At 50.7% G+C, this 25459-nt stretch carries 21 protein-coding genes; 4 read left to right on the top strand and 17 right to left on the bottom strand.

All coding sequences use genetic code 11. From position 1 onward, the window contains the following. Positions 1–45 precede the first annotated feature (45 nt). Positions 46–489, bottom strand: a complete 444-nt coding sequence (locus CHM34_RS10775; RefSeq protein ID WP_094264621.1) for a BrxA/BrxB family bacilliredoxin — start codon at positions 487–489, stop codon at positions 46–48. A 110-nt stretch (positions 490–599) separates the two neighbouring features. On the opposite strand from CHM34_RS10775, the gene CHM34_RS10780 reads away from it, so the two are divergent. From CHM34_RS10780 to ptsG, 3 genes are all read left to right on the top strand, one after another. Continuing rightward, positions 600–1352 (top strand): arylamine N-acetyltransferase family protein, encoded by a 753-nt coding sequence (locus CHM34_RS10780; protein ID WP_094264622.1) that lies wholly within the window; start codon positions 600–602, stop codon positions 1350–1352. Positions 1353–1509: 157 nt separating this feature from the next. Further along, complete coding sequence (locus CHM34_RS10785; protein ID WP_094264623.1) at positions 1510–1803, top strand: cytochrome C oxidase subunit IV family protein; 294 nt, start codon at positions 1510–1512, stop codon at positions 1801–1803. A gap of 497 nt (positions 1804–2300) precedes the next feature. Next, on the top strand, positions 2301–4241 hold the full coding sequence (ptsG, locus tag CHM34_RS10790) for a glucose-specific PTS transporter subunit IIBC (protein WP_094264624.1): 1941 nt from the start codon (positions 2301–2303) through the stop codon (positions 4239–4241). A 163-nt stretch (positions 4242–4404) separates the two neighbouring features. Here ptsG and mraY read toward each other — a convergent pair whose 3' ends face one another. The 16 genes from mraY to CHM34_RS10875 all read right to left on the bottom strand — a co-directional run bounded on the left by mraY (position 4405) and on the right by CHM34_RS10875 (position 24020). Next, positions 4405–5403: a phospho-N-acetylmuramoyl-pentapeptide-transferase gene (gene mraY, locus CHM34_RS10795; protein ID WP_094264790.1), complete on the bottom strand. Its 999-nt coding sequence runs from the start codon at positions 5401–5403 to the stop codon at positions 4405–4407. Positions 5404–5945: 542 nt separating this feature from the next. Continuing rightward, entirely contained in the window at positions 5946–7283 is a 1338-nt protein-coding gene (gene glpT / locus CHM34_RS10805; RefSeq protein WP_094264626.1) for a glycerol-3-phosphate transporter, read from the bottom strand. Between the two features lie 286 nt (positions 7284–7569). Continuing rightward, on the bottom strand, positions 7570–9027 hold the full coding sequence (locus CHM34_RS10810) for a CoA-acylating methylmalonate-semialdehyde dehydrogenase (RefSeq protein WP_094264627.1): 1458 nt from the start codon (positions 9025–9027) through the stop codon (positions 7570–7572). A gap of 41 nt (positions 9028–9068) precedes the next feature. Continuing rightward, complete coding sequence (gene iolC, locus CHM34_RS10815) at positions 9069–10016, bottom strand: 5-dehydro-2-deoxygluconokinase (protein ID WP_094264628.1); 948 nt, start codon at positions 10014–10016, stop codon at positions 9069–9071. Continuing rightward, positions 10016–10933, bottom strand: a complete 918-nt coding sequence (locus tag CHM34_RS10820) for a Cgl0159 family (beta/alpha)8-fold protein (RefSeq protein WP_094264629.1) — start codon at positions 10931–10933, stop codon at positions 10016–10018. The genes iolC and CHM34_RS10820 overlap by 1 nt, the downstream gene beginning before the upstream one ends. A 27-nt stretch (positions 10934–10960) precedes the next feature. Next, the gene (iolB, locus tag CHM34_RS10825; protein ID WP_094264630.1) at positions 10961–11785 is read right to left on the bottom strand and encodes a 5-deoxy-glucuronate isomerase; all 825 of its coding nucleotides are present in this window, start codon (positions 11783–11785) and stop codon (positions 10961–10963) included. Positions 11786–11800: 15 nt separating this feature from the next. After that, positions 11801–12739, bottom strand: a complete 939-nt coding sequence (gene iolE, locus CHM34_RS10830; RefSeq protein ID WP_094264631.1) for a myo-inosose-2 dehydratase — start codon at positions 12737–12739, stop codon at positions 11801–11803. A 19-nt stretch (positions 12740–12758) separates the two neighbouring features. After that, complete coding sequence (gene iolD, locus CHM34_RS10835; RefSeq protein ID WP_094264632.1) at positions 12759–14693, bottom strand: 3D-(3,5/4)-trihydroxycyclohexane-1,2-dione acylhydrolase (decyclizing); 1935 nt, start codon at positions 14691–14693, stop codon at positions 12759–12761. Positions 14694–15015: 322 nt separating this feature from the next. Continuing rightward, on the bottom strand, positions 15016–15852 hold the full coding sequence (locus tag CHM34_RS10840; RefSeq protein WP_094264633.1) for a sugar phosphate isomerase/epimerase family protein: 837 nt from the start codon (positions 15850–15852) through the stop codon (positions 15016–15018). A gap of 12 nt (positions 15853–15864) precedes the next feature. Beyond that, positions 15865–16869: an ABC transporter permease gene (locus CHM34_RS10845; RefSeq protein WP_094264634.1), complete on the bottom strand. Its 1005-nt coding sequence runs from the start codon at positions 16867–16869 to the stop codon at positions 15865–15867. Positions 16870–16895: 26 nt separating this feature from the next. Further along, complete coding sequence (locus CHM34_RS10850; protein ID WP_439116324.1) at positions 16896–18413, bottom strand: sugar ABC transporter ATP-binding protein; 1518 nt, start codon at positions 18411–18413, stop codon at positions 16896–16898. After that, positions 18413–19396, bottom strand: a complete 984-nt coding sequence (locus tag CHM34_RS10855; RefSeq protein ID WP_094264636.1) for a sugar ABC transporter substrate-binding protein — start codon at positions 19394–19396, stop codon at positions 18413–18415. Before CHM34_RS10855 ends, CHM34_RS10850 begins: the two co-directional genes overlap by 1 nt. Before the next feature lie 90 nt (positions 19397–19486). Then, positions 19487–20671: a Gfo/Idh/MocA family protein gene (locus tag CHM34_RS10860; protein WP_094264637.1), complete on the bottom strand. Its 1185-nt coding sequence runs from the start codon at positions 20669–20671 to the stop codon at positions 19487–19489. A 50-nt stretch (positions 20672–20721) separates the two neighbouring features. Then, on the bottom strand, positions 20722–21717 hold the full coding sequence (locus CHM34_RS10865) for a Gfo/Idh/MocA family protein (RefSeq protein ID WP_094264638.1): 996 nt from the start codon (positions 21715–21717) through the stop codon (positions 20722–20724). Between the two features lie 168 nt (positions 21718–21885). Beyond that, on the bottom strand, positions 21886–22896 hold the full coding sequence (locus tag CHM34_RS10870; RefSeq protein WP_094264639.1) for a LacI family DNA-binding transcriptional regulator: 1011 nt from the start codon (positions 22894–22896) through the stop codon (positions 21886–21888). A 107-nt stretch (positions 22897–23003) separates the two neighbouring features. Then, positions 23004–24020, bottom strand: coding sequence for a Gfo/Idh/MocA family oxidoreductase (locus tag CHM34_RS10875; RefSeq protein WP_094264640.1), 1017 nt, complete (start codon positions 24018–24020; stop codon positions 23004–23006). A 529-nt stretch (positions 24021–24549) separates the two neighbouring features. On the opposite strand from CHM34_RS10875, the gene bla reads away from it, so the two are divergent. After that, positions 24550–25446: a class A beta-lactamase gene (bla, locus tag CHM34_RS10880; RefSeq protein ID WP_094264641.1), complete on the top strand. Its 897-nt coding sequence runs from the start codon at positions 24550–24552 to the stop codon at positions 25444–25446. The last annotated feature ends 13 nt before the right edge of the window (positions 25447–25459 follow it).

The following is a 25459-nucleotide window of genomic DNA, read 5'->3' on the forward strand; positions in this document are numbered from 1 at the left end:
CATCCACCTGCTTGAGCGGATTCGAGGCGGCGATCGGCGAAAGATTTATCCGCAATATTTGTCATAGGCGCTGGTTAAGTTAGCGGAAATTTCCTCCAGGGTGCGGTCTTCGATTTCGTGCCGCTGTACCATGTGCACCAGCTTTCCGTCTTTCATTAGGGCAAAGGACGGGGAAGACGGGGGATACCCCTCAAAATAGGTGCGCGCTTGGGCTGTCGCTTCCTTATCCTGCCCTGCGAATACAGTAAACAAGTGATCCGGCTTTTTCTCGTTATTCAGAGAGTGGGCCACACCGGGACGGGCCAGCCCCGCGGCACATCCGCATACGGAATTGACCACGATCAAAGCCGTCCCTTCCGCGCCTTTCCCTTTCAAGGCGTTGTCCACTTCCTCCGGTGTCGTTAATTCTTCAAACCCGATGCGGGTCAATTCATCTCTCATCGGCTGAACCATCATCTGCATTTGTTGAATATAAAAGTCTTGTGCCATCAAGATCCCTCCTTCCCTGCTATTGTATCCAATCGGATTTCTTCCGTCTACATACCGGCTGGAGCTGGACAGCCAGATTCTTTAAAATACTACAAAAGGGGGTCTTACTTGTGGACATTCAACGATACCTTGATCGAATCGGCTTTTCACAAGTTGATAAAGCTGATTTCCCTACTCTACAGCGATTGCAACAACAACATCTAATGACCGTACCCTTCGAAAACCTGGACATTCACTTGGGAAAGCCGATCATCCTCGACGCCGACACGATTTACCGAAAAATTGTGCTGGACCGACGCGGGGGGTTTTGCTATGAATTGAACAGCGCCTTCGGAACCCTGTTGACAGAAATCGGATACCATGTAACCATGGTATCCGGTCGTGTCCATACGTCTTCCGGCGGATTCGGACCCGAGTTCGACCACATGGCATTAATCGTCCACCTGGAAAAAGATTATCTCGTAGACGTAGGTTTCGGGGATTGCTGTCGCGTTCCCTTACCCCTGTCCGGAGACAAGCGGGAAGATATCAGCGGTTGCTACCGGATCCGCCTTCGACCGGGTACAGAGGAGATATACGCCCTGGAAAAGCGGGAAGACAAGCGTTGGAAAGCGGAATACCTGTTCACCTCGACTCCGCGTCAGCTGGATGAATTTACTCTGATGTGCGAACACCAACAAACTTCTCCGACTTCGATTTTCAAGCAACGATGGATTTGTACCATCGCTACGCCCACCGGGCGCATCAGCGTCTCCGACGACCACCTTACCCTGACGGAAAACGGCGAAAAGAACAAGATCGCAATCCCTGACGAAGCCGCCCGAAAAGAGCTGATCCGCCATTATTTCCATTTGGATATTTGAACCATGCCCGGCGCCTCTTTTCATGGACCGGGATAAAGGCCCAACCCTATGTTGGGCTTTTTCGAACACCGCTGTCCCCGATCGGAATATTCCCTTCACCGCCAAGGCATCCTGCTAATAAGGAACCAAACCGGGGACAGAAAGGTGGATTCTTCCAATGACACAACAACGTGAAGATACCCGATCCGGAGAAACACCGGGCCAACATCTGAAATCCTTCGGCTGGATGCTCCTCCTGACAGCCATCGCCTTCGCTTTTGTCGGGGTGAATTACTTTTCCCCGGGGATGACCTTGACCGTCATTCTCATACTCGCCCTCGCCCAAGCCATCCTTCAATTGGTAACCTTTATGCACCTAACCCGGCGCAATCAGCTCCCCATCCTATTTGTAACCGCGGGAATCCTTTTCAGTATCATTATCGCCGTCTCTATTCGGATTTGGAGAGCTTGAAACTCTTCAAGGCGCTTCCTACAGGCGACCGCAGGATTATCGGATCATACGACCCCGTATGATCCCCCCCTATGATCCCATTTGGGATGAAGAACCGCTGTCCGGTTGCCGATCCAATACAACCTTAAGGGAATTGATCCTTAAGCAGGGCCTTTGTGTCGCCTTTTTAAGCCTTTTTCCTTAAGCAATTTTAAGGAGTCAAAAAAAATAATTCTTCCCCTTTGTCTTAGAAAGGTTTATAATACCTTGTAATGCCTTCTTCTTTCACCCAATAGTGCAACCGCTTGCATCAGGGGGGAATGCCATTTCTGTAATCTCTTGTATGGACAAAAACCGTTTGAGACACATTACATGTGGTCACCTATATTTTCCATATCATCAAACGGAATCGAAATACTTACTTTTATTTAGTAGTTTTGTTATAGTGAGTAACAGTTCCTTTCAATGAAGTTATTTTCTTTAATCCAGCCTTGGATTCAGACGAGGAGGTACGCTTTGTGTTTAAGAAAGCCTTCGGAGTGCTTCAACAGATCGGGCGCTCGCTGATGCTGCCGGTGGCGATTCTTCCTGCGGCGGGGCTGCTGTTGGGGATCGGAAACTTGCTTGAATATCCTCTCATGGAACAGGCAGGGGACATCATTTTCTCCAACCTGGCTCTCATTTTTGCCATCGGAGTTGCCGTCGGTCTGGCGGACGGCGAAGGATCCGCGGGACTCGCCGCCGTTGTCGGCTACTTGATCATGAATGTCACGATGGGAATTCTCGCTGAAGACAGGGGCATCGAGACGGTTTCCGTCCTCGGAATCGACACCCTTCAGATGGGAGTATTCGGCGGGATTATCATCGGTTTGACGGCGGCCATGCTCTACCGACGGTTTCACGATATTCAACTTCCGCAATTTCTCGGTTTCTTCGGAGGGCGCCGCTTTGTACCGATCATCACGGCTGTGACATCTTTTCTGTTGGGAATCCTCTTTTTCTTCGTCTGGCCGCCTATTCAAGGAGTGATCGATCGGTTCGCCATTCTTGTGACCCAACAAAACACAACTCTTGCCGCCTTCATCTTCGGTGTGATCGAGCGGTCCCTGATCCCCTTCGGTCTGCACCATATTTTCTACTCCCCGTTCTGGTTCGAGTTCGGAACCTTTAAAACGGCGGCAGGGGAAATTGTCAAGGGGGACCTGAACCGCTTCTTCGCCGGCGATCCGACAGCGGGAACCTTTATGACCGGAAAGTTCCCCTTCATGATGTTCGGATTGCCCGCCGCCGCTCTGGCGATCTATCATGAGGCGAAACAGGAGCGGAAGAAGGTAGTCGGAGGGATCATGTTATCCGCCGCTCTCACCTCTTTTTTGACGGGGATTACCGAACCGATCGAGTTTTCCTTCCTGTTTGTCGCTCCGGTTCTGTTCGGAATCCACGCCCTTTTTGCCGGCTTCTCCTTCGCCCTGATGGACTTTTTGGGTGTTAAAGCCGGACAAACCTTCTCTGCCGGGGTGATCGACTACCTCCTGTATTGGAAGTTGTCGACCAACTCCTGGATGATCATCCCCGTCGGATTGGGTTTTGCTGTGATTTACTACTTCGGCTTCCGCTTCGCTATTCGCAAGTGGAACTTGAAAACGCCGGGGCGCGAAGACGAATCGGAAGAACAAGCCGCCGCCGTCGACACGGAATCCGGTGAGCTGGCCCAAGATATCCTGGAGGCCTTCGGCGGAAAGGATAATATTACTAAGTTGGATGCCTGCATCACCCGCCTGCGGATCTCGGTGAAGGGCACCGATGGTGTCGATGAAGATCGGTTGAAACAACTGGGGGCCTCCGGTGTTCTCGTTGTAGGCAACAATGTCCAAGCCATCTTCGGAACCCAGTCCGATACCATTAAAGGTCAAATGCAGGATATCATCCGGGGGAAAACTCCGCGAAAACCGGAAGCCACCCCGACCAGCGACGGAAACACGGTCAAAAACAGCGATGGCCGTGAAGATGTGGCCGCTCCCATGTCCGGAACGGTCATCCCGATCACGGATGTTCCGGACCAGGTCTTCTCCGGCAAAATGATGGGCGACGGGTTCGCCATCGAACCGAGTGACGGCTCCGTCATCTCTCCGGTGGACGGTAAAGTGGTTAACGTCTTCCCGACCAAACACGCCATCGGACTGGAAGCCTCCAACGGGATGGAAGTCCTCGTGCATATCGGACTGGACACGGTTGAACTGGAAGGCAACGGCTTTGAACTTCGAGTCGAACAGGGCGACGAAGTGAAAAAAGGCCAGGAATTGATGGTAGCGGACCTGGACTACATCCAAAAACACGCCACCTCCACCATCACCCCTGTCGTGATCACCAACATGGCCGAAGGGGAAAAACTGAACCTGCTGAAGCAAGAGAAAGTGACCAAAGGAGAGACAGGTATCATCTCCATCACCAGCGAATAACGGTGAAATGAAAAACAAGGCCGCCCGGATCAACCGGGCGGCCTTGTCAATGAGCGGCCAAATCCTCTCCAGGGCCTCCGACTGCTTTAGTCGGTTTTTATTCCTTACCGGCAGTGATCAGACGGGTTGCCGGAACACCCAACCGGTCTGACGTACGGACCTTCTACAAGAGTTCCAAATAAAGGCCCATTAACGCAAATACCAATCCGGTCATCCAAAAAACGGTGACAACCCGCCACTCCGACCAACCAACCAGCTCAAAATGGTGATGCAGCGGTGTCATGCGAAAAATCCGTGTCCCCCGCCATTTAAAAGATGACACCTGAATCATAACCGATAAGGTTTCAATCACAAATACCGCTCCGATAACCGGCAATAACAGCTCCGTCTTCGTGATCACCGCCAAGGCGGCCAAGCCGCCCCCCAGGGCGAGGGAACCCGTATCCCCCATAAACACCTTGGCGGGATGGGCATTAAACACCAAAAAGCTCAGCATGGCACCGACCATCGCAAGTGAAAAAATGACGACCATTTCATTCTGTTGATAAAATCCGATGATGGCATAGGCCCCATAGCCGATGGCCGCAGTCCCCGCTACCAAACCATCGAGGCCGTCCGTCAAATTAACGGCGTTGGAAGCGGCGATCATCATGATCACCAGTAACGGGAGGTACATCCAATTGAGTTCAAAGGAAAGGTCCGTTCCCGGAATCCCGATGGACGAAATGTACGGGTTTTCACCGCGAAACACGCGAACCTCCAACAGCACCCAAAACAGAACCACCCCGATAAAAAGCTGTCCCAAGAGCTTCTGTTTGGCCGTTAATCCGAGATTCCGCTTGAGAACGACCTTGATATAATCATCCAAAAAGCCGAGAATACCGTATCCCAAGGTCGCAAATAACAGGAAAAATAAATCCGCGAGGGAACGATTACCCAAAATCAGATTACTGACCGGGATCGCTGTAAATACCAAAGCTGTAAGAAAAATCACGCCCCCCATCGTAGGGGTCCCGGCCTTTTTCCGATGAGCCTGCGGTCCTTCATCGCGGATCGCCTGGCCAAATTTTAACCGCCTCAGGATCGGGATGACAAAGGGACCCAATCCCACCCCCAAACCAAAGGCGACGGCAAGGGGAATCCAAACCATACTCATGTCCATCAAACCTTCATTCTCTCCTTTAAGTTCACATCAGTCCAAGAAGTCCCCAGAAAAAAGGATGTTACTTAAATATACAAGAAAACAACCCCTTTGCCTATTCCCCAAACCTCCTATTTCCTAGGTCGATTTGAATAGATCCGCTCGATGAAAGCGGTAGAACCCTCCCTTGACACGGATGATCTCCGCAAAAATACAACCGATGATCTAGAAGCGTTGTGATTTTAGCACATCCTTGGTGGGTCGGGGTGGGGTTCCACACTCCGTTTCGTTGTTCTGACGAGCCAAAGGCACTCCGTGTGGAACCCCACCCTCCCGAACAGGAGCTTTTTCACAACGCTTCTAGTCCCCTTCAGGAAACTTTGATCTGTTTGATCCCTTGCTGGAGTATGGTCGGTCTGGTAGGCCGTCTCCTGTTTCTTGAAAAAAACGGAAAAGAGCTTTTTCACAAGGTTTCTAGAGCAGGGCGCAAGTGTAAAAACCCTCTCGGCGGTGCCGAGAGGGTCAACGGTTGCTATTCGCCTGTCATCCGTCTTCTTCGCTCATTACGCTGCTTTTTTCACGGTAGTCCCCGTATTCCAGGTCAGCGCCAGGAAGACGATAGCCAGGATACAGGAAGCGATCAGCAGAATGAACCCGCCGTCCCAGCCGTAAGCGTCCACAACAAAGCCCATCACCGCATTGGCAAAGGCGGATCCGCCCAGATAGCCGAAAAGACCGGTCAAACCGGCGGCAGTGCCGGCGGCTTTTTTCGGAGCCAAATCGAGGGCGTGCAGGCCGATCAACATCACAGGCCCATAGATCAAAAATCCGATGCTGAGCAGGGCGATGTTGTCGATCATCGGGTTACCGGCGGGGTTCAACCAGTATACGGCAACGGCGGCCAAAACGCCGACCATGAAGATGATTCCCGCAGGGGCACGACGACCCTTGAACAATTTGTCACTCATCCAGCCGCACAGGATCGTCCCGGGAATCCCGGCATACTCATACAGAAAATACGACCAGCGGGAGCTGTCATGGGTAAAGTCTTTGGCCTCAGTCAGATAAGTCGGTGCCCAGTCGACCACCCCGTAACGGACGAAATAGACGAAGACATTGGCAATCGCGATGTACCACAGGAACTTGTTGTTCAGCACATACTTGAACAAAATTTCCTTGGCGGTCAGTTCCTCCTCCCGATTTTTCACATCGTTCTTGGGATAATCGTTTTTATACTTTTCAATCGGCGGCAAACCGCAGGATTGCGGCGTATCCCTCATCGTGATCAACATGAAAATCGCGATGAGCAGGGCGATCATCGCAGGGAAGTAAAAGATGCTCTGCCAGGCGGCAAACAGCGCGATCCCCAAGCTGACGAGAGGAGCGACAACGCCCCCGCCCACGTTATGGGCCACATTCCAGATGGACATCTTCGTCCCCCGCTCACTGACGGAAAACCAGTGAACCATCGTCCGGCCGCTCGGGGGCCAGCCCATGCCCTGAAACCATCCGTTCAGGAACATAAGCATGAACATGACTGTGACACTGGTGGTGATGAAGGGCACCGTTCCAAAGATGATGTTGATCAACGCGGACAGAATGAGTCCCACCGCCATAAAATACCGGGGGTTACATCGGTCAGAGACGATTCCCATGACAAATTTACTGATCCCGTAGGCAATTGAAACCGCTGACAGGACGAGACCCAGCTGCCCCTTGGAAAACCCTTCCTCCTCCAGGTACGGGATCGCCAGAGCAAAGTTCTTACGAAGCAAATAATACCCCGCATATCCGATGAAAATCCCCAAAAACACCTGCAAACGCAGACGGCGGTAAACCGGATCGATCCGATCTTCCGCCAACCTCTCTTTGTGAGGTGCAGGCTTAAAGATACCGATCAATGTTCTCACCTCAACCCACGCTAAAATGCAATATTATTCCAAAAAATAAAGAGAACCCCCCAAAAGCGATTTGAGTGGCTCTCCTTATCTCCGGCCCGCGTGATTCACTTGATTGAAAGCGCTGACAAAAACCATAGTCAATATACAACAGGAATATCTGTGAACACAAGCATTTTTTTAAGAGATATCGACACGAGTGACAATCCAATTTGTGGAATAGAAACCCGACGGACAAAAAGGATGGTATCCGTCGGGGCAGGATTTGCTATGATCCCATGATTGCCTGTTAATACCGCGCTGTTACCATCTTCTTTCTCGTGTAAAATTCCACCCCGTCTTTGCCATTGGCGTGGAGATCGCCATAGAAGGAATCCTTCCATCCGGAGAAAGGGAAGAAGGCCATAGGGGCCGGAACTCCCAAGTTGATCCCCAGCATGCCGGCATCCATCTCCTCCCGGAACTGGCGCACTGCCTTGGCGCTGTCCGTGTAGAGGCAGGCACCATTGGCAAATTCCGATTCGTTGGCGATCCGGATCGCCTCGTCCAGATTCTCAGCCCGTACCACGGAAAGGACGGGTGCGAAGATTTCATCCCGCCAGATCTTCATGTCCGGTTTGACATCGTCAAAGATCGTGGGGCCGACAAACCAGCCGTCCTCAGGCAAGTCGTCCTTGCGACCGTCCCGGACCAGGCGGGCCCCTTCTTTCTCCCCCGCCTCGATGTAGCCCAGGGTGCGCTCTTTGTGGGTGTCCCGGATCACCGGACCGAGGAAGACCTCTTTCTCCAGGCCGTCGCCGATCCGAATCTCATCCGACGCTTTCACCAGCCGATCCACCAGTTTGTCGGCGATATCGCCGACGGCTACCACCACGGAGCAGGCCATGCAACGCTCCCCGGCGGAACCGAAAGCGGCACCGATGATATTGTTTACTGCAACGTCCAGATCGGCGTCGGGCATGACGATGGAGTGGTTTTTGGCACCCGCCAGCGCCTGGACCCGTTTGCCGTTGGCGGAGGCGTTTTTGTAGATATATTCCGCCACCGGTTGGGAACCGACGAAGGAGACAGCCTTGATCCGCGGATGATCCAGAATACCATTCACCACATCATGGGCGCCGTGGACAACGTTGAGCACCCCGGCGGGCAAGCCCGCCTCGGCGAAGAGTTCCGCCAGGCGGTTGGCGGACAGCGGCGCCCGCTCCGACGGCTTCATGACAAAGGTGTTGCCGCAGGCGATGGCCAGAGGAAACATCCAGCAAGGGACCATCATCGGAAAGTTGAAAGGGGTAATGCCCCCGACCACCCCGACGGGATAACGGTACATACCGGATTCGATACCGGTGGCGATATCCGGCAGTTGGCTGCCCATCATCAGCGTGGGAGCGCCGGCGGCGAATTCCACGCATTCGATGCCCCGTTGCACTTCCCCGAGGGCTTCATTGTAACTTTTGCCGTTTTCCATCGTGATCAGGCGGGCCAGCTCTTCTCTGTGCTCGATTAAGAGCTGCTGATATTTGAACAGGATCCGAGCCCGTTTGGGGACCGGGGTTTTACGCCAGGTGCGGAAGGCTTCCGCGGCGGTTTCCGCCGCCCGGTTCAGCTCTTCCTTCGTCGACAGAGGAACGGTCCCCAGGGATTTACCGGTGGCCGGATTGGGTACATCCAGCCGGTTCTCTGAGGAGGAGTCGACCCATTCTCCCCCCACATAGTTTTTCAGCGCTTGCACTTTCGTCGGTGCCGTCATATCTTTTCCTCCTCGGTGAAAGTCTTTATCGATCCATCCGATCAGACCCGTTGCGCAGAGTCCATCAATTCCTCCACTTCGAAACGGCTCGGCATCGCTTCGGAACAGCTGTGACGGCTGACCACGATCGCTCCTGCGGCGGCGGCGAACGCCACCCGTTTACGGGTTGGCCAACCCTGTAACAGGCCGTAGGTGTAGGCGGCACCGAAGCCATCGCCGGCGCCGAGAGTGTTCAACACTTCAACGGAGGCCGGCGGGATGCGAAACTCTTCTTCCCCGTAATAGAGGACGCCGTCGCCGCCCCGTTTCGCCACCACTTCCTCGACACCCAGGGAACGGAGGCGACCGGCGGCTTCAGCGGGTTCGTCGGATCCTCCGGCAAAGGAGAGCTCCGGCTCATTAGCCAGGACTACATCCGCCATCCGCAGCGCCGCCCGGTAATAGACCCGAGCCTCCTCCGCCCCCGTCCAGAACATGGGGCGCCAATCCAGATCCAGGACATTCAACCCGCCGGAGGCGTGGTTGGCCTCCAAAGCGGCTAAAGTTGCCTCCCGGCCCGGGGACTGGGAGAGGACCGTGCAGGAGACGGTCAGCACTCTGGCCTCCTTCAAGGCATCGAAGTCGATGTCTTCCAGGGAAACGTGGGCATCGGCGCAGGGCTTGCGGTAGAAAAGCACATTGGAGTCCGATGGGGGAAACAAGGCGGCAAAGGCCAGCCCCGTCGGGTACTGGGGATCGATCTTCACCATGCCGGTATCCACCCCTTCTTCCCGCAGTTTGTCGGCCAGGAAGACACCGAACTCATCATCCCCCACCCGGCTGATCAAGCCCGCTTCAGCTCCCAAGCGGGCCAGTCCCACCGCCGTGTTCCCCGCCGAGCCCCCCAGGTACTTGTTGAAAGCCGTCACTTTCCGAAGGGGGACATGAATGTCATTGGCGTAGAGATCCACAATGACACGTCCGATACTGTATACTTCCGTTTTGCCCATCAAACAACCTCCTTCACCGGTTGACCGTGAACCGCTTCTGCCAGGCGGGCCGCCACGCTCTCAGGCGCCTCTCCGTCTTCGGGGAACAGTACCCCGCGCCCGATCATCAGCCCCCTGACATGGGGACCCGCTTCCAAGCACCGCTTGACGTCTTCCACCAATTCCTCCGTCCGGCCCGGCTTCCCGCCCCCGAGCAGCACGATCGGACAGGTGGTAGCCCGGGCCACCCGACGAAACTGGGCGGTCATGGGCAGCTTGAGCCAGCGACCCTCGGTAGTGCGACCCAACCCGGAAGCGACTCCCACCAACCGCACCATTTCGTCGGGTTTTCGCGGAATGGAAAGCGGCTCCAGGAACTGAGGCAGACCCCGGTCCGCCAGTGCGTTGAGAGCGTCGTTGCAATAGGCAAGGGTACGGGCACAATCGCGATCCTTGGGATCCAGGCGCAGCAGGAGCTTGCCGGCATCCAGGCCCATTCTCTCGATTTCCGCCGCTGGATAGGCGGTGACAAAGTCGTCCAGCTCAAAGGAAGTACCGGCCAAGCCGCCCCGGTTCATCGATCCGACCAGGACCTTACCCTCCAGGAAATCGGGACCTCCTTGTTCCATCACCCATTCATTGAGCAGGAACAGTTCGTCAAACAGATCCGGCGTCGCCAGCAATCCGTCGATACCGGACTGCATCAAAACAGAGGCGATCCGGTGGAGGAGTTCCCCCCGGTCCGCCATCGCCCAAGGGTCTCCGCCCCCGCCAGTCTCCCGCCGGGCCGGATGGTCCACTGCCAGAATCACCAACTTTTCCTGCTGCCATCGGTCCCTTCTCTTCCGACGGGCGGCCAACTCCCGGGGACGCCCAGGGTTGCGGAGACGTTGCTCCAGGATGATGGATACCCAGTCTTCCCGTTTCAATCTGTCCATGTCAGCCGATTCTCCTTTCGATCAGGTTCACGAATACTTCGCCGCCTTTTTCCTTTCCATCACCCATTCATGATCCGGATCATTGTGAAATTTCCACGTACGAACCGGACCCGCCATGACGTTCAAATAGTAAATGTCATATCCGGGGGGTGCCGAAACGGGGTGATACCCCTCAGGAACCAACACCGCATCTCCATTTTTGACGACCATCGTCTCATCCAGCGAGCGGTCGTCCGTGTACACCCTTTGTACGGCAAACCCGTGATCCGGATTCACTTTGTGATAGTACGTTTCTTCCAAATAGGACTCTTCGGGCAGATGATCCTGATCATGCTTGTGGGGAGGGTAGCTGGACCAGTTCCCTTCAGGGGTAAACACCTCTACCACGAGTAAGCTGTCCGCAGGCTTCTGTTCCGGAAGAATGTTGTGAATCCTTCGTTTCATGTTGCCCGCTCCTCTCTTCTCCACGCCGACATCTTCAGGTCCGATCAGCCGGGCCGGATACGTTCCCTTTCCGGGAGCTGAACAGACAGCCAACTCCAGGTCGGTCACAGCCTCTACCTCATAGGAATCGCCGGATGGGATATAAACGGAATAGGGAGGGATTTGTTCAAAAACACTCATTCTTTCCCCGATATTTTTCCACTCCCCGTTTTGGGTGGAGACATGGGATTGGCCGATTAAAAGAACCAGACAAACTTCCCGATCACCGGTATCCTTTTTCAAGGTTTGCCCTGGCTGCAGGGTATACACCTCAAACCCGACATACTTCCAACCGGCGGATGCCGGAGTCACTTTCAAAGTCTTTCCTTCTTCATCCGCTTGGCGACTGGGAACAATCAATCGGCTCATGGTCTCCCGCCTTCCTTATCGTTGATTTAACGCTTGGATGGACATCATGGTCGAGACAATATAATCCTTGGCCATCTTCGCATATTTGTATGGATGGGCTACTGCCGGGTCCTGTTCCGCCTCCACGATCCACCAACCCTCGTAGCCTCTTTCCATCAATGCCTTAAAGACCGGTTCAAAATCGATACAGCCCTCTTCATCTCCCGGTACCGTAAACAGTCCTTTCACAACCGCTGTGCGAAAATCGATCTTCTCCTTCCTGACGTACTCCAACACGTCGCGACGGACATCTTTCAGATGAACATAGGTAATCCGATCTTCATAAGTTCTCAATTGCTCCAGCGGATCGTAGCCGCCATACAGAGCGTGTCCCGTATCATACAAGAGATGGACCAAACCGGGGTCGGTCCATGCCATTAAACGGTCGACTTCTTCCTTCGTTTCCACAACCGTTCCGGCATGGGGATGATAAACCAGCTGTATTCCGTGTTCCTGAGCGATACGGGCCGCCTGGTGCAACCCCTCCACCAGGGTGTTCCACTCGCGATCCGTCAGCTTTTGGATCGTCATATCTTCCGGAGAACGTCGGGGATCCCAATGCATCGACCCGCCCATTTCACAGGTGATCACATGCTCGCAGTTCATTTCCTGCAGGAACTTCACCCAATCCGTGAAGGACTGCAACTCCTTTTCTTGCCGGTCGGGATCGGAAAACAACACCCCCACGAATTTACTGGCCAGCTGAATCCCGTGTTCTTTCAATCTGTCTTTGAAAGCCGACATGTCTTGCGAGAAAATACGGCCCATTTCGGTGGAAACATAGCCGATATCGGCCATTTCGGACAACACTTGGTTTTGCGTATACAGGTCGTCACCCAGACCGGGAATATCATCGTTGACCCAGCTGATCGGGGCGATTCCGATCCGAAAGGAATGGTTTTCGGTTGGAGTCATTGCCTTCACCTCTTCATTCTCAATATTTTCTCGCCTTTTTCAGGTTGTTCTCTTTATTCCGGTAGGCTTCTTGTACCTGCGGGTTGTTGGAAACAGCCGCGACACCCACATGCCACCAGGATTCGTAACCGTCAGTCATCGTCTTGGGCAACACCTTGATATCGATCAAGGTAGACACCGTCTGAGTTTTCGCATCTTCGACCGCCGAACGCAATTCTTCCAGAGTACTTACCCGATAGGTTTTCACCCCGTATCCGGCGGCGCTTCGGGCGAAATCAATGTTCATGAAACGGCCGTCCAGCCGTCCGGTTTCAGGATGGCGATATCGGAATTCCGTTCCGAAACTGCCCATGCCGTTACCCATCTGTAAATTGTTGATACACCCGAAACCGGCGTTATCGAACAGCAATACATTGATTTTTTTACCTTCTTGCAGGCTGGTTACCAATTCGGAATGCAACAGGAGGTAGCTTCCATCCCCCGCCATGGCGTAGACCTCCTTGTCCGGTTCCGCCATTTTTACACCGAGCGCCCCGGAGATTTCATATCCCATGCAGGAGTAACCGTATTCCATGTGATAGGTATTCGGCCGGCGGGATTCCCACATGCGCTGCAGATCACCCGGAAGGCTCCCCGAAGCTCCGACAATGATCGCATCTTCATCGATCAGCCGGTTTACCTCTCCGATCACTTCAGTCTGCGTCAGGCCGGATTGATAGGTTTCCGCAAATTCCGGGAGCACTTCATCCCGGTGACCGGCGATTTCGGGCTGAAATCCTTCATCCTTGTATTGAACCCGATGCAGGCGGTTCAGCTCGGTTTTCCATGCCTCTTTGGCCGATTGGATTTCGTCCGTGTATCCGGAACGGTATCGGATCTTTTTCAGTTCCGCCTCCAGAGCGGTAAGGGCCAACTTAGCATCGGCCACAACCTTGACCGCATCCAACTTAGAGGCATGGTATTCGGATACGTTGATAGTTAGGAAATCCACTTCAGGATTTTGAAACAATTGCTTGGATGAGGTGGTAAAGTCCGTATACCGAGTACCGACCCCGATCACCAGATCCGCCTCTTTCGCGATGCGGTTAGCCGCCCGGTTACCGGTAACTCCGATTCCTCCCAGATTGTAGGCGTGGTCGTTTTCCACCGCGCTTTTTCCGGCTTGGGTTTCACCGTAAGGAATGTGGAACGTCTCGGCAAAACGTTTTAGCGCATCGGCCGCTTCGGAGTAACGGACTCCCCCGCCGCAGATGATCATCGGTTTTTTCTTTCCTTTGATCCGGTCCACGGCATCCTTCAGATCCGATGGAGTCGGTACACGGCGTTCTATCCGGTGGACCCGTTTTTGGAAGAAATACTCGGGAAAATCATACACCTCTCCCTGTACATCCTGGGGAAAAGCGATGGTGACCGCCCCTGTACCGGCCGGATCGGTCAATACACGCATGGCGTTGAGCATGGCTGTCATCAATTGTTCCGGTCGGTTGATGCGATCCCAATATTTGCTGACCGCTCGGAAGGCATCGTTGGTGGTAATGGTTAAGTCATGATCGTGTTCCACTTGCTGGAGAACAGGATCCGGTTGTCTGGTGGCAAAGGTATCTCCAGGGAGTAACAACACCGGAATGTTATTGGCGGAGGCCGTCGCTGCGGCGGTCACCAGATTGGCTGATCCCGGCCCGACCGAGGAGGTGCAAGCCATGATTTGCTTGCGGTGCTTTTGCTTCGCGAATGCCACCGACGCTTGCCCCATTCCCTGCTCATTTCTACCCTGGTAAACTTCAAGGTCTCCCGGATTTTCTTCCAACGCTTGGCCGAGACCCAGTACGTTCCCATGGCCAAAAATGGTGAAGACTCCTTTGAAGAGTTTCTCCTCTCTCCCGTCAAACTCGACAACCTGTTGATTCAAAAATCGGACCAACGCTTGAGCCGCTGTCAATCGAACCGCTTTCATTCCCTCTTTCCCCCACCTTTCTCTCTTCCTTAAGCGCTTCAATTTCTGTGTAAAAGTAAAAACCATGACCCTACTCCGAAATTTTTGCCTGCATATTCTCCATCGTTTTTTCCGCTCTGTCGATCTTTCAACATCCCTTTTCCGGATCATCACCATTTCCCCGATAGCCTCATCGAATCCTTAAGCGCTTAATAAAAGGTTATCAAATCAAACGGAAGAAATTCAATAAAAAGTGCATACTTTGGCGAAAATTATTATTTAGGGGAATTGTTTGTATATGTGGACGATTAGTGGTTTCTCTGTTTAAGCGTTTCATCTTCTGTCAGCCCACTTCGAAATATTGGCTGACCATGTCCTCCGTCCTTTCCTTTGCCACTTTAATCGTCCTTTCTACATCCCATTCCCAGTATTCCGGCCTGAATAACTCAATGGAGGCCATATCCCGGTAGCCGATCTCTTTTAGCACACCCAGGATTGATTCCAGATCAATCGTCCCTTCTCCCGGCCACACTCGGTGATGATCCCTCAATGCCCCGACAGGTAGGTCTTCGCAGTCATCGATATGAAACGCAAAGATTTTGTCGGGATCCGCCTGCTGCAGGTCTCTGATATCGGAGTTCATCGCGTGGAAGTGAAAACAATCCAGCACCAAACCCACATCATCTCTGTTCACTTCCTGGATGATTTCATAAGCTTGGCCAAAGGTGTTGACCGAGCAATTGGGGTATCCGCAAAACTCCAAAGCTAATTTCACACCATGGGGCTGCGCCAGTTCCGCCAGCTCATGGAGAACCCTTACGGTTTCCTCTTTAATCTGTGAATAGGTGTAGTCTCCGATATCAAAAGTCGGGACGACCACAATTTGTTTGCAGCGAATGACTTCTCCCATCTCGCATAAGAATTTCAGATCTTCTTTGATTCGATAGTATTCTTCTTCGTCTCTGAAATTGATAAATTCCAAGGCATTGAAAGCAAACGGCTGAATCCGATTCGTTTCAAAAAAGGTCTTAAGACTTTCCGCTGTATTTTCTTTCAAATAGTCCTTTAGCTGATCCAATCGGATTTCAATAAAATGATACCCATACTTTTCACAAAGCTCCAGATCTTTTTCAAGGTTGGAGTGCTTCATCGTCGTCGCCTGATTAAACGCTATTTTCATCCATGACGCCCCCTAAGCTTTTTTGTTTTTGCGGGAATCGATTAAAACAGCGGTAACAATGATCGCCCCTTTCAGGATTTGCTGCCAGTAAGAGGATACGTTCATCAAATCAAGCCCGTTGTTGAGTACACCGATGATCAAAGCACCAATCATCGTCCCCGGAATGGTACCGATTCCACCGGTTAAACTTGTACCGCCAATGACAGCCGCGGCGATCGCATCCAATTCATACATGACTCCCATACTAGGCTGACCCGCACTGATTCTAGCTGTCAACATCAAAGCGGAAATTCCTGTCAAAAACCCGGCCAGGGTATAAACCAGAATCAAATGCCGATCGACGTTAATTCCGCAAATTCGGGCCGCTTGTTCATTTCCTCCAATGGCATACGTATGTTTACCGAATTTGGTATTGCTCAGCAAAAGGTGCATGAGAAGCCCTACGAACAGAAATACGATAATCGGAAACGGAATGCCGAAAAGATCCCCGGATCCAAGGAAAAGAAAGGAGTCAGACAAATTTCCAATCGGCCTCCCATCACTGTATAACAGGGCCAACCCCCTGGCAGCTGTCATCATCCCCAAAGTAGCAATGAAGGGAGGGATCATTCCTTTAGCCGAGACAGTACCGTTAATCAAACCCGCAAAAGCGCCAACACCGACCCCGAGCAGAAGTGGAACAAACAAAGGATAATCGCCGGGATGAGCAAAACTGGCGGCTATAACAGATACCAAAGCAATCAAGGAACCAGAAGAGAGATCGATACCTTTGGTAATGATGACAAACGTCACACCCATGGCGACGATGCCGATAAAGGAGACTTGTTTCACAACATTGATTAGATTATAAACATTGAAAAAATGGGGGGTTAATACAGACATTAACGCAACCAAAGCGAGGAAAATCAAGAAAATTCCATAGCGGCTGAATAGCTCGGGTATCTTCTCTTTCCATCCGGTTCGATCGCGATCATGGGATATAGTCTGTTTCTTCGCGATGGTTTCTTCGGTTTTCATCCTCGATCCTCCTCAATTACATTTGCTTATTGATAAGCCACTTCCAGGATCTTCTTTTGGTCGGCTTCTTCTCTACGTAATTCACCCTTTTGGCTTCCCTCGTGAATCACCAAAATCCGGTCACTCATCCCCAAAATCTCCGGCATTTCAGAGGATACCATGAGTATGGCTTTTCCATCTTGAGCCAATTCGGACATCAGCTTGTGTATTTCCGCTTTGGCCCCCACATCGACCCCTCTCGTCGGTTCATCCAAAATAAGGAGATCCGGATCGTTGAGCAACCATCGGGCCAATAAAACCTTCTGCTGGTTTCCTCCGCTTAAATTCATGATCAGCTGATTCAGATTCGGCGTTTTGATATTCAATTTTTTCACCTGTTCCTTGCATTTCCGCTTAACGGTTTTACCGTTCACATAACCGAAATTCAGAAATTGATCCAACCCTGACATAATCATATTTTCTTTGACTGAAAGCGGGAGAAAAGCACCGGTTAATTTACGGTCCTCGGTCACTAACCCGATTTTGTTTCGAATGGCGTCCGAGGGAGATTTCATGCGGATTTTTTCGCCATGGAGATACATTTCGCCCGAAGTGGGAGGATCGATGCCGAAAATACTTTCAATGAGTTCCGTCCGTCCCGACCCCATCAATCCCGCGATCCCCAGAATTTCCCCTTTTCTCACCTCAAAGCTGACGTTGTTGAATTTTCCTTCTCGAGACAAATTCTTAACAGATAAAACAACCTCTTTGATCTCGGCCTTCTCCTTGTGGAAAACTTGCTTGATTTCCCGTCCCACCATCATCTGTATCAAGGAATCCTGGTTCAATTCACGGGCCGGTTTGGTTCCGATATATTGACCGTCTCTCAACACAGTGATCTCATCGCAAATCTCAAAAACTTCATCCATTTTATGGGATATATAGATAATGGCGACCCCTTTTTTCTTCAGTGAGCGAATAATTTCGAACAAATGGTCCACTTCTTTCTCTGTAATGGCTGAAGTGGGCTCATCCATAATGATCAGATCCGCATGGTGAGATACCGCGGTGGCTATTTCTACGAGTTGCATGTTCGCGATGCTCAGGTCCTTCATCTTTTTGGTCGGATCGATACGAATGTTCAAAATTTCAAATAATCTTTGTGTATCCTCGATTAATTTCTTTTTGTTGACCCATCCGGTTTTTCCATAAGAAGGTTCCCTGCCCAAAAAGATATTTTCGGCTACTGTCATGAATGGAACCGGATTTAATTCCTGATGGATCATCGAAATTCCTTTCTTTAATGCATCTTTCGGCCCTGTTCGTTTCAATTCTTCCCCATTGAATCGAATCGTTCCGCCTCCACGATACATCCCAAAGAGAATCTTCATTAAAGTGGATTTCCCTGCCCCATTCTCCCCCATCAATGCATGAACCGTTCCTTTTTTCACCTTCAACTGAACATTGTTCAGTGCTTTGACACCGGAAAATTCTTTGGTGATATTCTCCATTTCCAAAAGATATTCCGTCTTCACCGGATTCCACCTCCAGTTTCCCAAACACATCAACCTTTGTTTTCGTCGTATCCTTTCCATCTTTCCACGTATTTTTCTACATTTTCTTTTGTAATCAACTCATAAGGGATCCACACCATTTTGTCTTCCAATTTTTCGCCCTTTGCCAGTTTTACCGCCGTAACAATAGCTTTCTCACCTTGCCCCACCGGATCTTGGAACACGGTAACATCCAAGGCTCCGGACTGAACATATTCCAGAGCATCGGGTGTCCCATCGATTCCTGCAACAAGGATATCATCAAGTTTTCCTGCAGATTTTAGAGCCTTAATCGCTCCGATGGCCATCTCGTCGTTATTCGCTACAATAGCGTCCATGTTATCCCCCGATTGAATCCAATTCTCCATCAGTTGAATCCCTTCCGCTCTTTGATACTCGGCCGTCCCTTGACGCACCACTTTCATATCCGGATGCTTCTTGATCACATCTTTATTCCCTTTTGTTCTCTTTACTTGAGCCTCGTGACCCAGTTCACCGGTCATAATGGCGACATGGCCCTTACCATCCAGCAATTCCGCCACTTTTTCCATTTGCATCGTCCCACTCTTAATCGATTCGGATCCCACGTAGGCGTCCACTTTCTCTAAAACATCCGCACTCGGCTGTCTGTTAACGACAACCACCGGGATATCCGCTTGTTTTGCCGCATCCACCATCGGCTTTACGGCACTTGTATCGACGGGACAAATGACAATCGCATCTACTCCTTGAATCACCAACTTTTCTACTTGTTCCAGCTGTTTGCTGGAGTCATTTTTAGCGTCGACCATTTTGAGTTCCGCTTTTTGTCCTTTGGCACCTTTCTTCATCGCATCATACATGTAGGACAGCCACTTGTCATCGAATACGGGCATGGCTGCACCGATGACCATTTTCCCATCATCTTTTCCGTCCGCAGCATTTCCACAACCCGACAATAAACCGAGCATCAAAACGGAGATCATAAACCAAGCAAATGCTTTTCGCGCTTTCATTTTGAGCCCCACCTCCTGTTATTTTCACTCAAACAATAGCGGTTTGAGGAACATGAAGCGCTTTACATAAGTCACCATACCGGGATCTTTTCATTGGCGGTTAAGAGATCGCCGATCCGAAATTCCCACCCAGCTCCTTGTATTTACTGATTCTTCTACAGATTCCAACACCGCCTGGTTTTTCACTCCGTCTTCAAAGTTGGGCCGGGGGCTGGTACCCAGAGAAATCCCCTTCATCAACTCGGACACCAAATTGATAAACGTATGCTCGTAACCGAGGATATGCCCCGCCGGCCAATACGATCCGGCGTAAGGGTGTTCTTCCTCGGTACAGTTGATGGTTCGAAAACCTTGTAACCCCGGTTCATCATCCGCCAGGTAAACCTGGAGATTGTTCAAATTCTCCATGTCCCAACGGAGTGATCCTTTTTCCCCGTTGATCTCGAAACGATTTCCTGCCCGATTTCCCTTGCTGAAGCGCGACGATTCAAAGGTACCCAGAGCCCCGTTCTCAAACCGGGCCAGAAAGGCGGTGGCATCGTCCACAGTTACCTCTCCCCACTGATCGCTTTCGATCCGCCCTTTCAAATGGTCCGTCATCGAACCGAGAGGACGTTTCTTGATAAAGGTTTCCATCATTCCCGCCACTTCACGGAACTCTCCTACCAAGAACCGGGCCAGATCGATGATATGAGCCCCCAGATCGCCGAGGGTCCCACCGCCTGACACACCTTTTTGCAGACGCCAGATCAGGGGGAAATGAGGATCCATCAGCCAGTCTTGCAGGAAAGTGGCCCGGATGTGATAGATTTTTCCCAATCTTCCTTCTTCAATCAGCTTTTTGGCCCATTGCACCGCCGGTGAGAAGCGGTAATTGTGGCAAATCATATGAGTGACACCGGCTTTGTCGACAGCCTCCAACATCCGTTTAGCTTGATCCAGAGAAAGGGCCAACGGCTTTTCGCAAAACACGTGCTTACCGGCTTCAGCGGCGGCGATCGCGATTTCGGCATGGGTGTCGTTGGGGGTGACGATATCGATCAAATCGATATCGTCCCGTTCAATCAAACGGCGCCAGTCTGTCTCATAGGAGGCCCAACCCATTTTGTGCGCCGCCGTTTGGACCCTTCCTTCATCCCGTCCTGTAACTGCTTGTAAAACCGGAAGCGTATCCGTATCAAAATAGAAGGGGAAATCCCGGTAAGCGTGGGAGTGGGCTCTTCCCATCAGCCGGTAACCCACCATCCCAATCCGGATGTGTTTATTTGGTTTCATATCCAACAAACCTTTCGTAAAGTATGATTGTTTAAAAAAATGAAAGCGCTTTAAACCCTCTGCCGAAAATCGATGCTCTTCCCTGTTTTCGCGCTTTCATAGATGGCTTCCAGCAATTGAATCGAGCGGAATCCGTCTTCAGCTGCGACCGGAGGTTGGGTCCCCTGGACAATCGCATCGATAAATAAACGATCCTCCTCGGCATACCCCCATTTATCCTCTACAGGCAATTGGTAAAAATCGTTTGTTTGTGCCGCTTGATTCAAACCGGGAGAAGCCATTACCTTCTCCAATTCCTGCGTGGTGATGGTGGAATATTTCCCGTAAACCTCCAAACTCTCGAAGGGAAAACTCCAACCGGCATGGGCATAGGTGACGAAATTGGCGATGGTTCCCGATTCAAAGGTGAGCATGATTGCAAACGTATCCAGCTCCGACCGGGAAATATGTTGTCTGGCTTCGCAATGAACCGTTTGTACTTCCCCAAAGAGATAGCGGCTTAAATCCATGAGATGAAAAGGTGTTTCATAAAGGAACCCGCCGGTCACCTGGGGGTTGGACGTCCAGGCCGGATTTAATAACTCTCCCCGGTTCATCTTGATATGGGCCAAGTAGGGAGTCAGCTTCTTTGAGACAATCCATTCCTTCACTTTTTTATACACGGAAGCATAGCGGCGGTTCATCCCCAAATTGTATACCGCTTTCGATGTCGCCGCCGCCTCTCTGATTTGTTCCGCTTCCGCCAACGAGGTAGCCATCGGTTTTTCCGAAAACACATGGGTATCATGTTCCAGACACTTCAGCACCGGTTCCACATGCAAGGTATTGGGGGTCGTTACATATACCGCATCGACGCCGAGATTCAATAGATCGTCGATACTTCCGACGGCTCGGGCATTTTCCGCTTCATTCGCCAAGGCAATCGCCCTCTCCTCGGCAATATCCGCAACCCCCGAAATCTCGACTCTCTCATCTTTTTTCAGGATCGAAGTATGCACCTTGGCGATCCCGCCTGCTCCCAAAAATCCCACCTTAACCTTAGACAATGGTCTCTCCCTTTCATTTATTATTTTAAGCGCTTACATTTCACAGGAAGGTGTGACCTCAGCGGCCATCTGAGATCACAAATATCGGAATTTTAAGCGCTTAAATATAAAGCTTAAATATAAGATGAATCCTGTTACCGTAGAACATTTACGGGATGATAGGGAAACCTACACCTTGTTTTCCAATGGACAGACACCGGTCGAATTTCGGATCATCAGCTTCGGCAGCATGACAATCCGTTGTTTTGTTTTACTTTTTCCTTCAATCTCCTCGATGAGCAAATCCACTACTTGGGAACACATATCTTGCACCGGCTGTTCAACGGTGGTTAATGGAGGATCACTGCTTCTGGATAAAAGGGTATTGTCAAACCCGGCGATGGACAGATCATCAGGAATTCTTAATCCTTTTTTTCGTGCCACAAGGATGGAGGCAATCGCCAATAGATCATTACAGGCGAAGATCGCAGTCGGCGGGTCGGAACGATCCAACAGCTTTTCCGCCAAGCGTTCTCCATCTTCGGAGCTGGAATTGCTGATGACGATCATGTCTTCGCGAATCTCAAGCCCCTGATCCTGCAATGCTTGCTTGTATCCGTGAATCCGTCCCTGGCTGCTGGCGGCATCTTCAGCAATGACTGCTATTTTCTCATGGCCGAGAGAAATCAGGTGCGAGGCGACTTCATACCCCCCGGCGAAATCATCGACAGTTACACTGGTCACCGATAAAGAAGGGTGAGAAGCAGCCAGAAGCACCACCGGAGTATACTCCTGAAGTAATTCTCTAACAACCGCTGCATTTTTGAAATCACCGGCCAAAATGAAGCCATCCACGCTCTTTTGCTTTAACAGTGAGGTGTAGAGCGCCTCTTTTCCCTCATCAAAATCAGTACTGCAAATCACAACATTAAAGCCGCGTTCGTGAGCACGATCCTCCACCCTTCGTGCCATTCCCGCCACAAAGGGATTGGCCAGGTCGGGTAACAGGAATCCGATCGTCGTCGTTCGTTTCCCTGTCAAAGCCGATGCCAGGACACTCGGCTTGTAATTCAGCTCTTCCATCACTTTCAAAACTTTTTCTTTCGATTTCTTCCCAACTTTTTGGTTATTCATCACATATGAAACGGTAGCAATGGAAACACCCGCTTTCTCTGCTACGTCATAAATGGTCGGTTTCATTGATTATACGCCTTCTTTCTACGATCCGCCGGATCCGTTTCAACCATTTGAATTTAAGCGCTTCAAGATAAGCATACTCAAATCGTCGAAAAAATTCAACCCGTTGATCAAGAGCGAACCGGTTCCAACCGGATCGTCGTTCCTGTCTGATAAGATTTCGTCGCCGCTACAGCGATTTCCAGAGCCTTCTTTCCATCATAGGCATCGACTAAGGGTTTTTCGTTGTTTTTCAGGCATTCGATAAAGGAGACCATTTCATTCAGATAGGCATCCTGAAACAGAGAGGGAAAATCGGGGACGATATCATGAGTGCCTCCCTTTTTCGTCAGGACTTTGAGGTCATGATGTTGCAGTGATCCGATTTGAATCGCGCCTTCCGTACCGATAACCTCTCCCCGGATATCATAACCGTAGGCCGCATTGCGACTGGCCTCAATATCGGATGCCGCACCGGAATCAAAGGTGAGATAGGTTAAAGCCTGATCGACATCATGAAACTCCTTCACATATTGTTTTTCCACCACATTTCCAAGGGCCGCAACCGACGTGACTTCCGCTCCTAAAAGAAAACGAGCCGCATCGTAATCATGGATGGAAAAATCTAGGTAAAGTCCGCCGCTGTGTTTAATAAAATCCGGCGGAGGGGTTTGTCCATCCCGGGTGATTCCTTTAAAATAGATTGGTTTGCCGATATCCCCCATTTCAATCCTTTTTTTCGCTTCCGCATAAGAGAGATCAAATCGTCTCATGAAACCCACCTGGCAAAAAACACCCCGGTTTCGAATTGCTTCAAGCACCTCATCCGCTTCTTGCAATGTTTGTGTAATCGGCTTTTCAACAAATAGGTGTTTCCCATTGGCAACAGCTTTTTTGATCATTTCACCATGCGTACTGGTAGGGGTGACAATCGCTACCGCTTCAAGATCCGGATTTTCCAATACATCGTCTGGATTTTGGGACCACTCAGGCACTCCCAGTTCCTCGGCGACTTGTTCCGCTCTCCCTTCCAAGGGATCCGCCACCGCCGCCAATTCTGCATCCTGTACCTTTCGGGCAAGATTTTCGGCATGCCAATACCCTAATCTACCCAACCCGAGAACTCCACAACGAATTTTTTTGGACATCGACACACAACCTCTCCTTGATTCTTAAAGCGCTTACACGAAGGAAAAGGAATTTAAGCGCTTCACTTTTTTATATTATAAATTAAGATTTCGTTAATTACAACAGTTTAAAAAAGTGACCCAATGTGGCTTTGCGTAACAGATCTCCTCGTCATCTTGTAGGATTTCTTGAATTCCCCGCATCTCCCTACTCCTTTTGACGAACGGGTGCCCGGAATGTCTCTGAACGTCCATGTAAAGTGACGCCATACTCTGCGGAAAATCCGTGATCATCCTTGACGGCGGGCGCACCGATGCTGTCACCAGAGGCAAAATAGACGGAGTTCGTACGGGGAAATGATGGCTTCATCCTCGGAGGTTGACATCTATAGATTACATATGTAGTATGGTCTTACATGTGTAATTCAAAAACGTGACCTAGAAAATTCTACTGAAAACAAACGTCGAAAATAAAATATTCTTTTGACCATTTGGTTCAAAGTTTGATGGGTCATTAACTACAATATTTTTAGAAAGAGGTTATATTCTCATGAAATCATGGGTTACATTCAAGAAAACGGCTCTTGTACTGATTCCCTCATGTTTAATGCTGGTTGGTTGTTCAGAGAATAACGCCGCTCCATCCAAACAACAAAATCAAGAAACCGCCGTTACAGATGATTTTGCCAAACTTGAGGAGAAATTTGATGCCAGACTTGGCGTTTTCGCACTGGACACCGGCACCAACCAAACCGTCACTTATCGACCCGACGAGCGTTTTGCATATGCATCGACTCATAAAGCTCTTTCTGTAGGAGCCTTGTTACAACAAAAGTCAATCGAAGACCTTGACCAAAAAATCACCTATACCCGTGATGATCTTGTAAATTATAATCCGATTACAGAGAAGCATGTTGATACGGGAATGACTCTGAAAGAGCTTTGCGATGCTTCTCTTCGATACAGTGATAATACAGCAGCGAACCTCATATTTGAACAACTGGATGGGCCTCGGGGGTTTAAAAAATCACTCAGGGAGATGGGTGACAATGTTACCAATCCTGAGCGAATTGAACCAGAGTTAAACGAAGTTAAACCAGGAGAAACTCATGATACCAGTACACCGAGAGCGCTTGCCACCAGCCTCCAGGCTTTCACAATCGGCGAAGCACTTCCAACGGAAAAACGTTCCCTTTTGACAGATTGGATGAAGAGAAATACCACTGGGAGTACGTTAATCCGCGCGAGAGTACCGAAGGACTGGAAAGTAGCAGATAAGTCCGGCGGAGCAGGCTATGGCATACGAAATGACATTGGCATCATTTGGCCGCCGAAGAGTGATCCTATAGTACTTGCTATCCTTTCTCATCGCGATAAAAAAGATGATGAATATAATGATAAGCTGATCGCACAGGCAACAAAGGAGGTCGTGGAAGCCCTGAAGTGAACAATCAATTACC

It is taken from the genome of Paludifilum halophilum, from assembly GCF_002245355.1.
Lineage (GTDB): Bacteria > Bacillota > Bacilli > Thermoactinomycetales > DSM-45169 > Paludifilum > Paludifilum halophilum.

Coding starts and splice junctions, on each gene's coding strand:
- CHM34_RS10875 (WP_094264640.1), bottom strand. CDS start 24,020: ATGTCCAAAAAAATTCGTTGTGGAGTTCTCGGGTTGGGTAGATTAGGG.
- CHM34_RS10810 (WP_094264627.1), bottom strand. CDS start 9,027: ATGACGGCACCGACGAAAGTGCAAGCGCTGAAAAACTATGTGGGGGGA.
- mraY (WP_094264790.1), bottom strand. CDS start 5,403: ATGGACATGAGTATGGTTTGGATTCCCCTTGCCGTCGCCTTTGGTTTG.
- CHM34_RS10845 (WP_094264634.1), bottom strand. CDS start 16,869: ATGAAAACCGAAGAAACCATCGCGAAGAAACAGACTATATCCCATGAT.
- iolE (WP_094264631.1), bottom strand. CDS start 12,739: ATGACTCCAACCGAAAACCATTCCTTTCGGATCGGAATCGCCCCGATC.
- iolC (WP_094264628.1), bottom strand. CDS start 10,016: ATGGGCAAAACGGAAGTATACAGTATCGGACGTGTCATTGTGGATCTC.
- CHM34_RS10775 (WP_094264621.1), bottom strand. CDS start 489: ATGGCACAAGACTTTTATATTCAACAAATGCAGATGATGGTTCAGCCG.
- bla (WP_094264641.1), top strand. CDS start 24,550: ATGAAATCATGGGTTACATTCAAGAAAACGGCTCTTGTACTGATTCCC.
- CHM34_RS10860 (WP_094264637.1), bottom strand. CDS start 20,671: ATGAAACCAAATAAACACATCCGGATTGGGATGGTGGGTTACCGGCTG.
- CHM34_RS10870 (WP_094264639.1), bottom strand. CDS start 22,896: ATGAAACCGACCATTTATGACGTAGCAGAGAAAGCGGGTGTTTCCATT.
- CHM34_RS10855 (WP_094264636.1), bottom strand. CDS start 19,396: ATGAAAGCGCGAAAAGCATTTGCTTGGTTTATGATCTCCGTTTTGATG.
- CHM34_RS10840 (WP_094264633.1), bottom strand. CDS start 15,852: ATGAAAATAGCGTTTAATCAGGCGACGACGATGAAGCACTCCAACCTT.
- iolB (WP_094264630.1), bottom strand. CDS start 11,785: ATGAGCCGATTGATTGTTCCCAGTCGCCAAGCGGATGAAGAAGGAAAG.
- CHM34_RS10785 (WP_094264623.1), top strand. CDS start 1,510: ATGACACAACAACGTGAAGATACCCGATCCGGAGAAACACCGGGCCAA.
- CHM34_RS10850 (WP_439116324.1), bottom strand. CDS start 18,413: ATGTGTTTGGGAAACTGGAGGTGGAATCCGGTGAAGACGGAATATCTT.
- iolD (WP_094264632.1), bottom strand. CDS start 14,693: ATGAAAGCGGTTCGATTGACAGCGGCTCAAGCGTTGGTCCGATTTTTG.
- CHM34_RS10820 (WP_094264629.1), bottom strand. CDS start 10,933: ATGGACAGATTGAAACGGGAAGACTGGGTATCCATCATCCTGGAGCAA.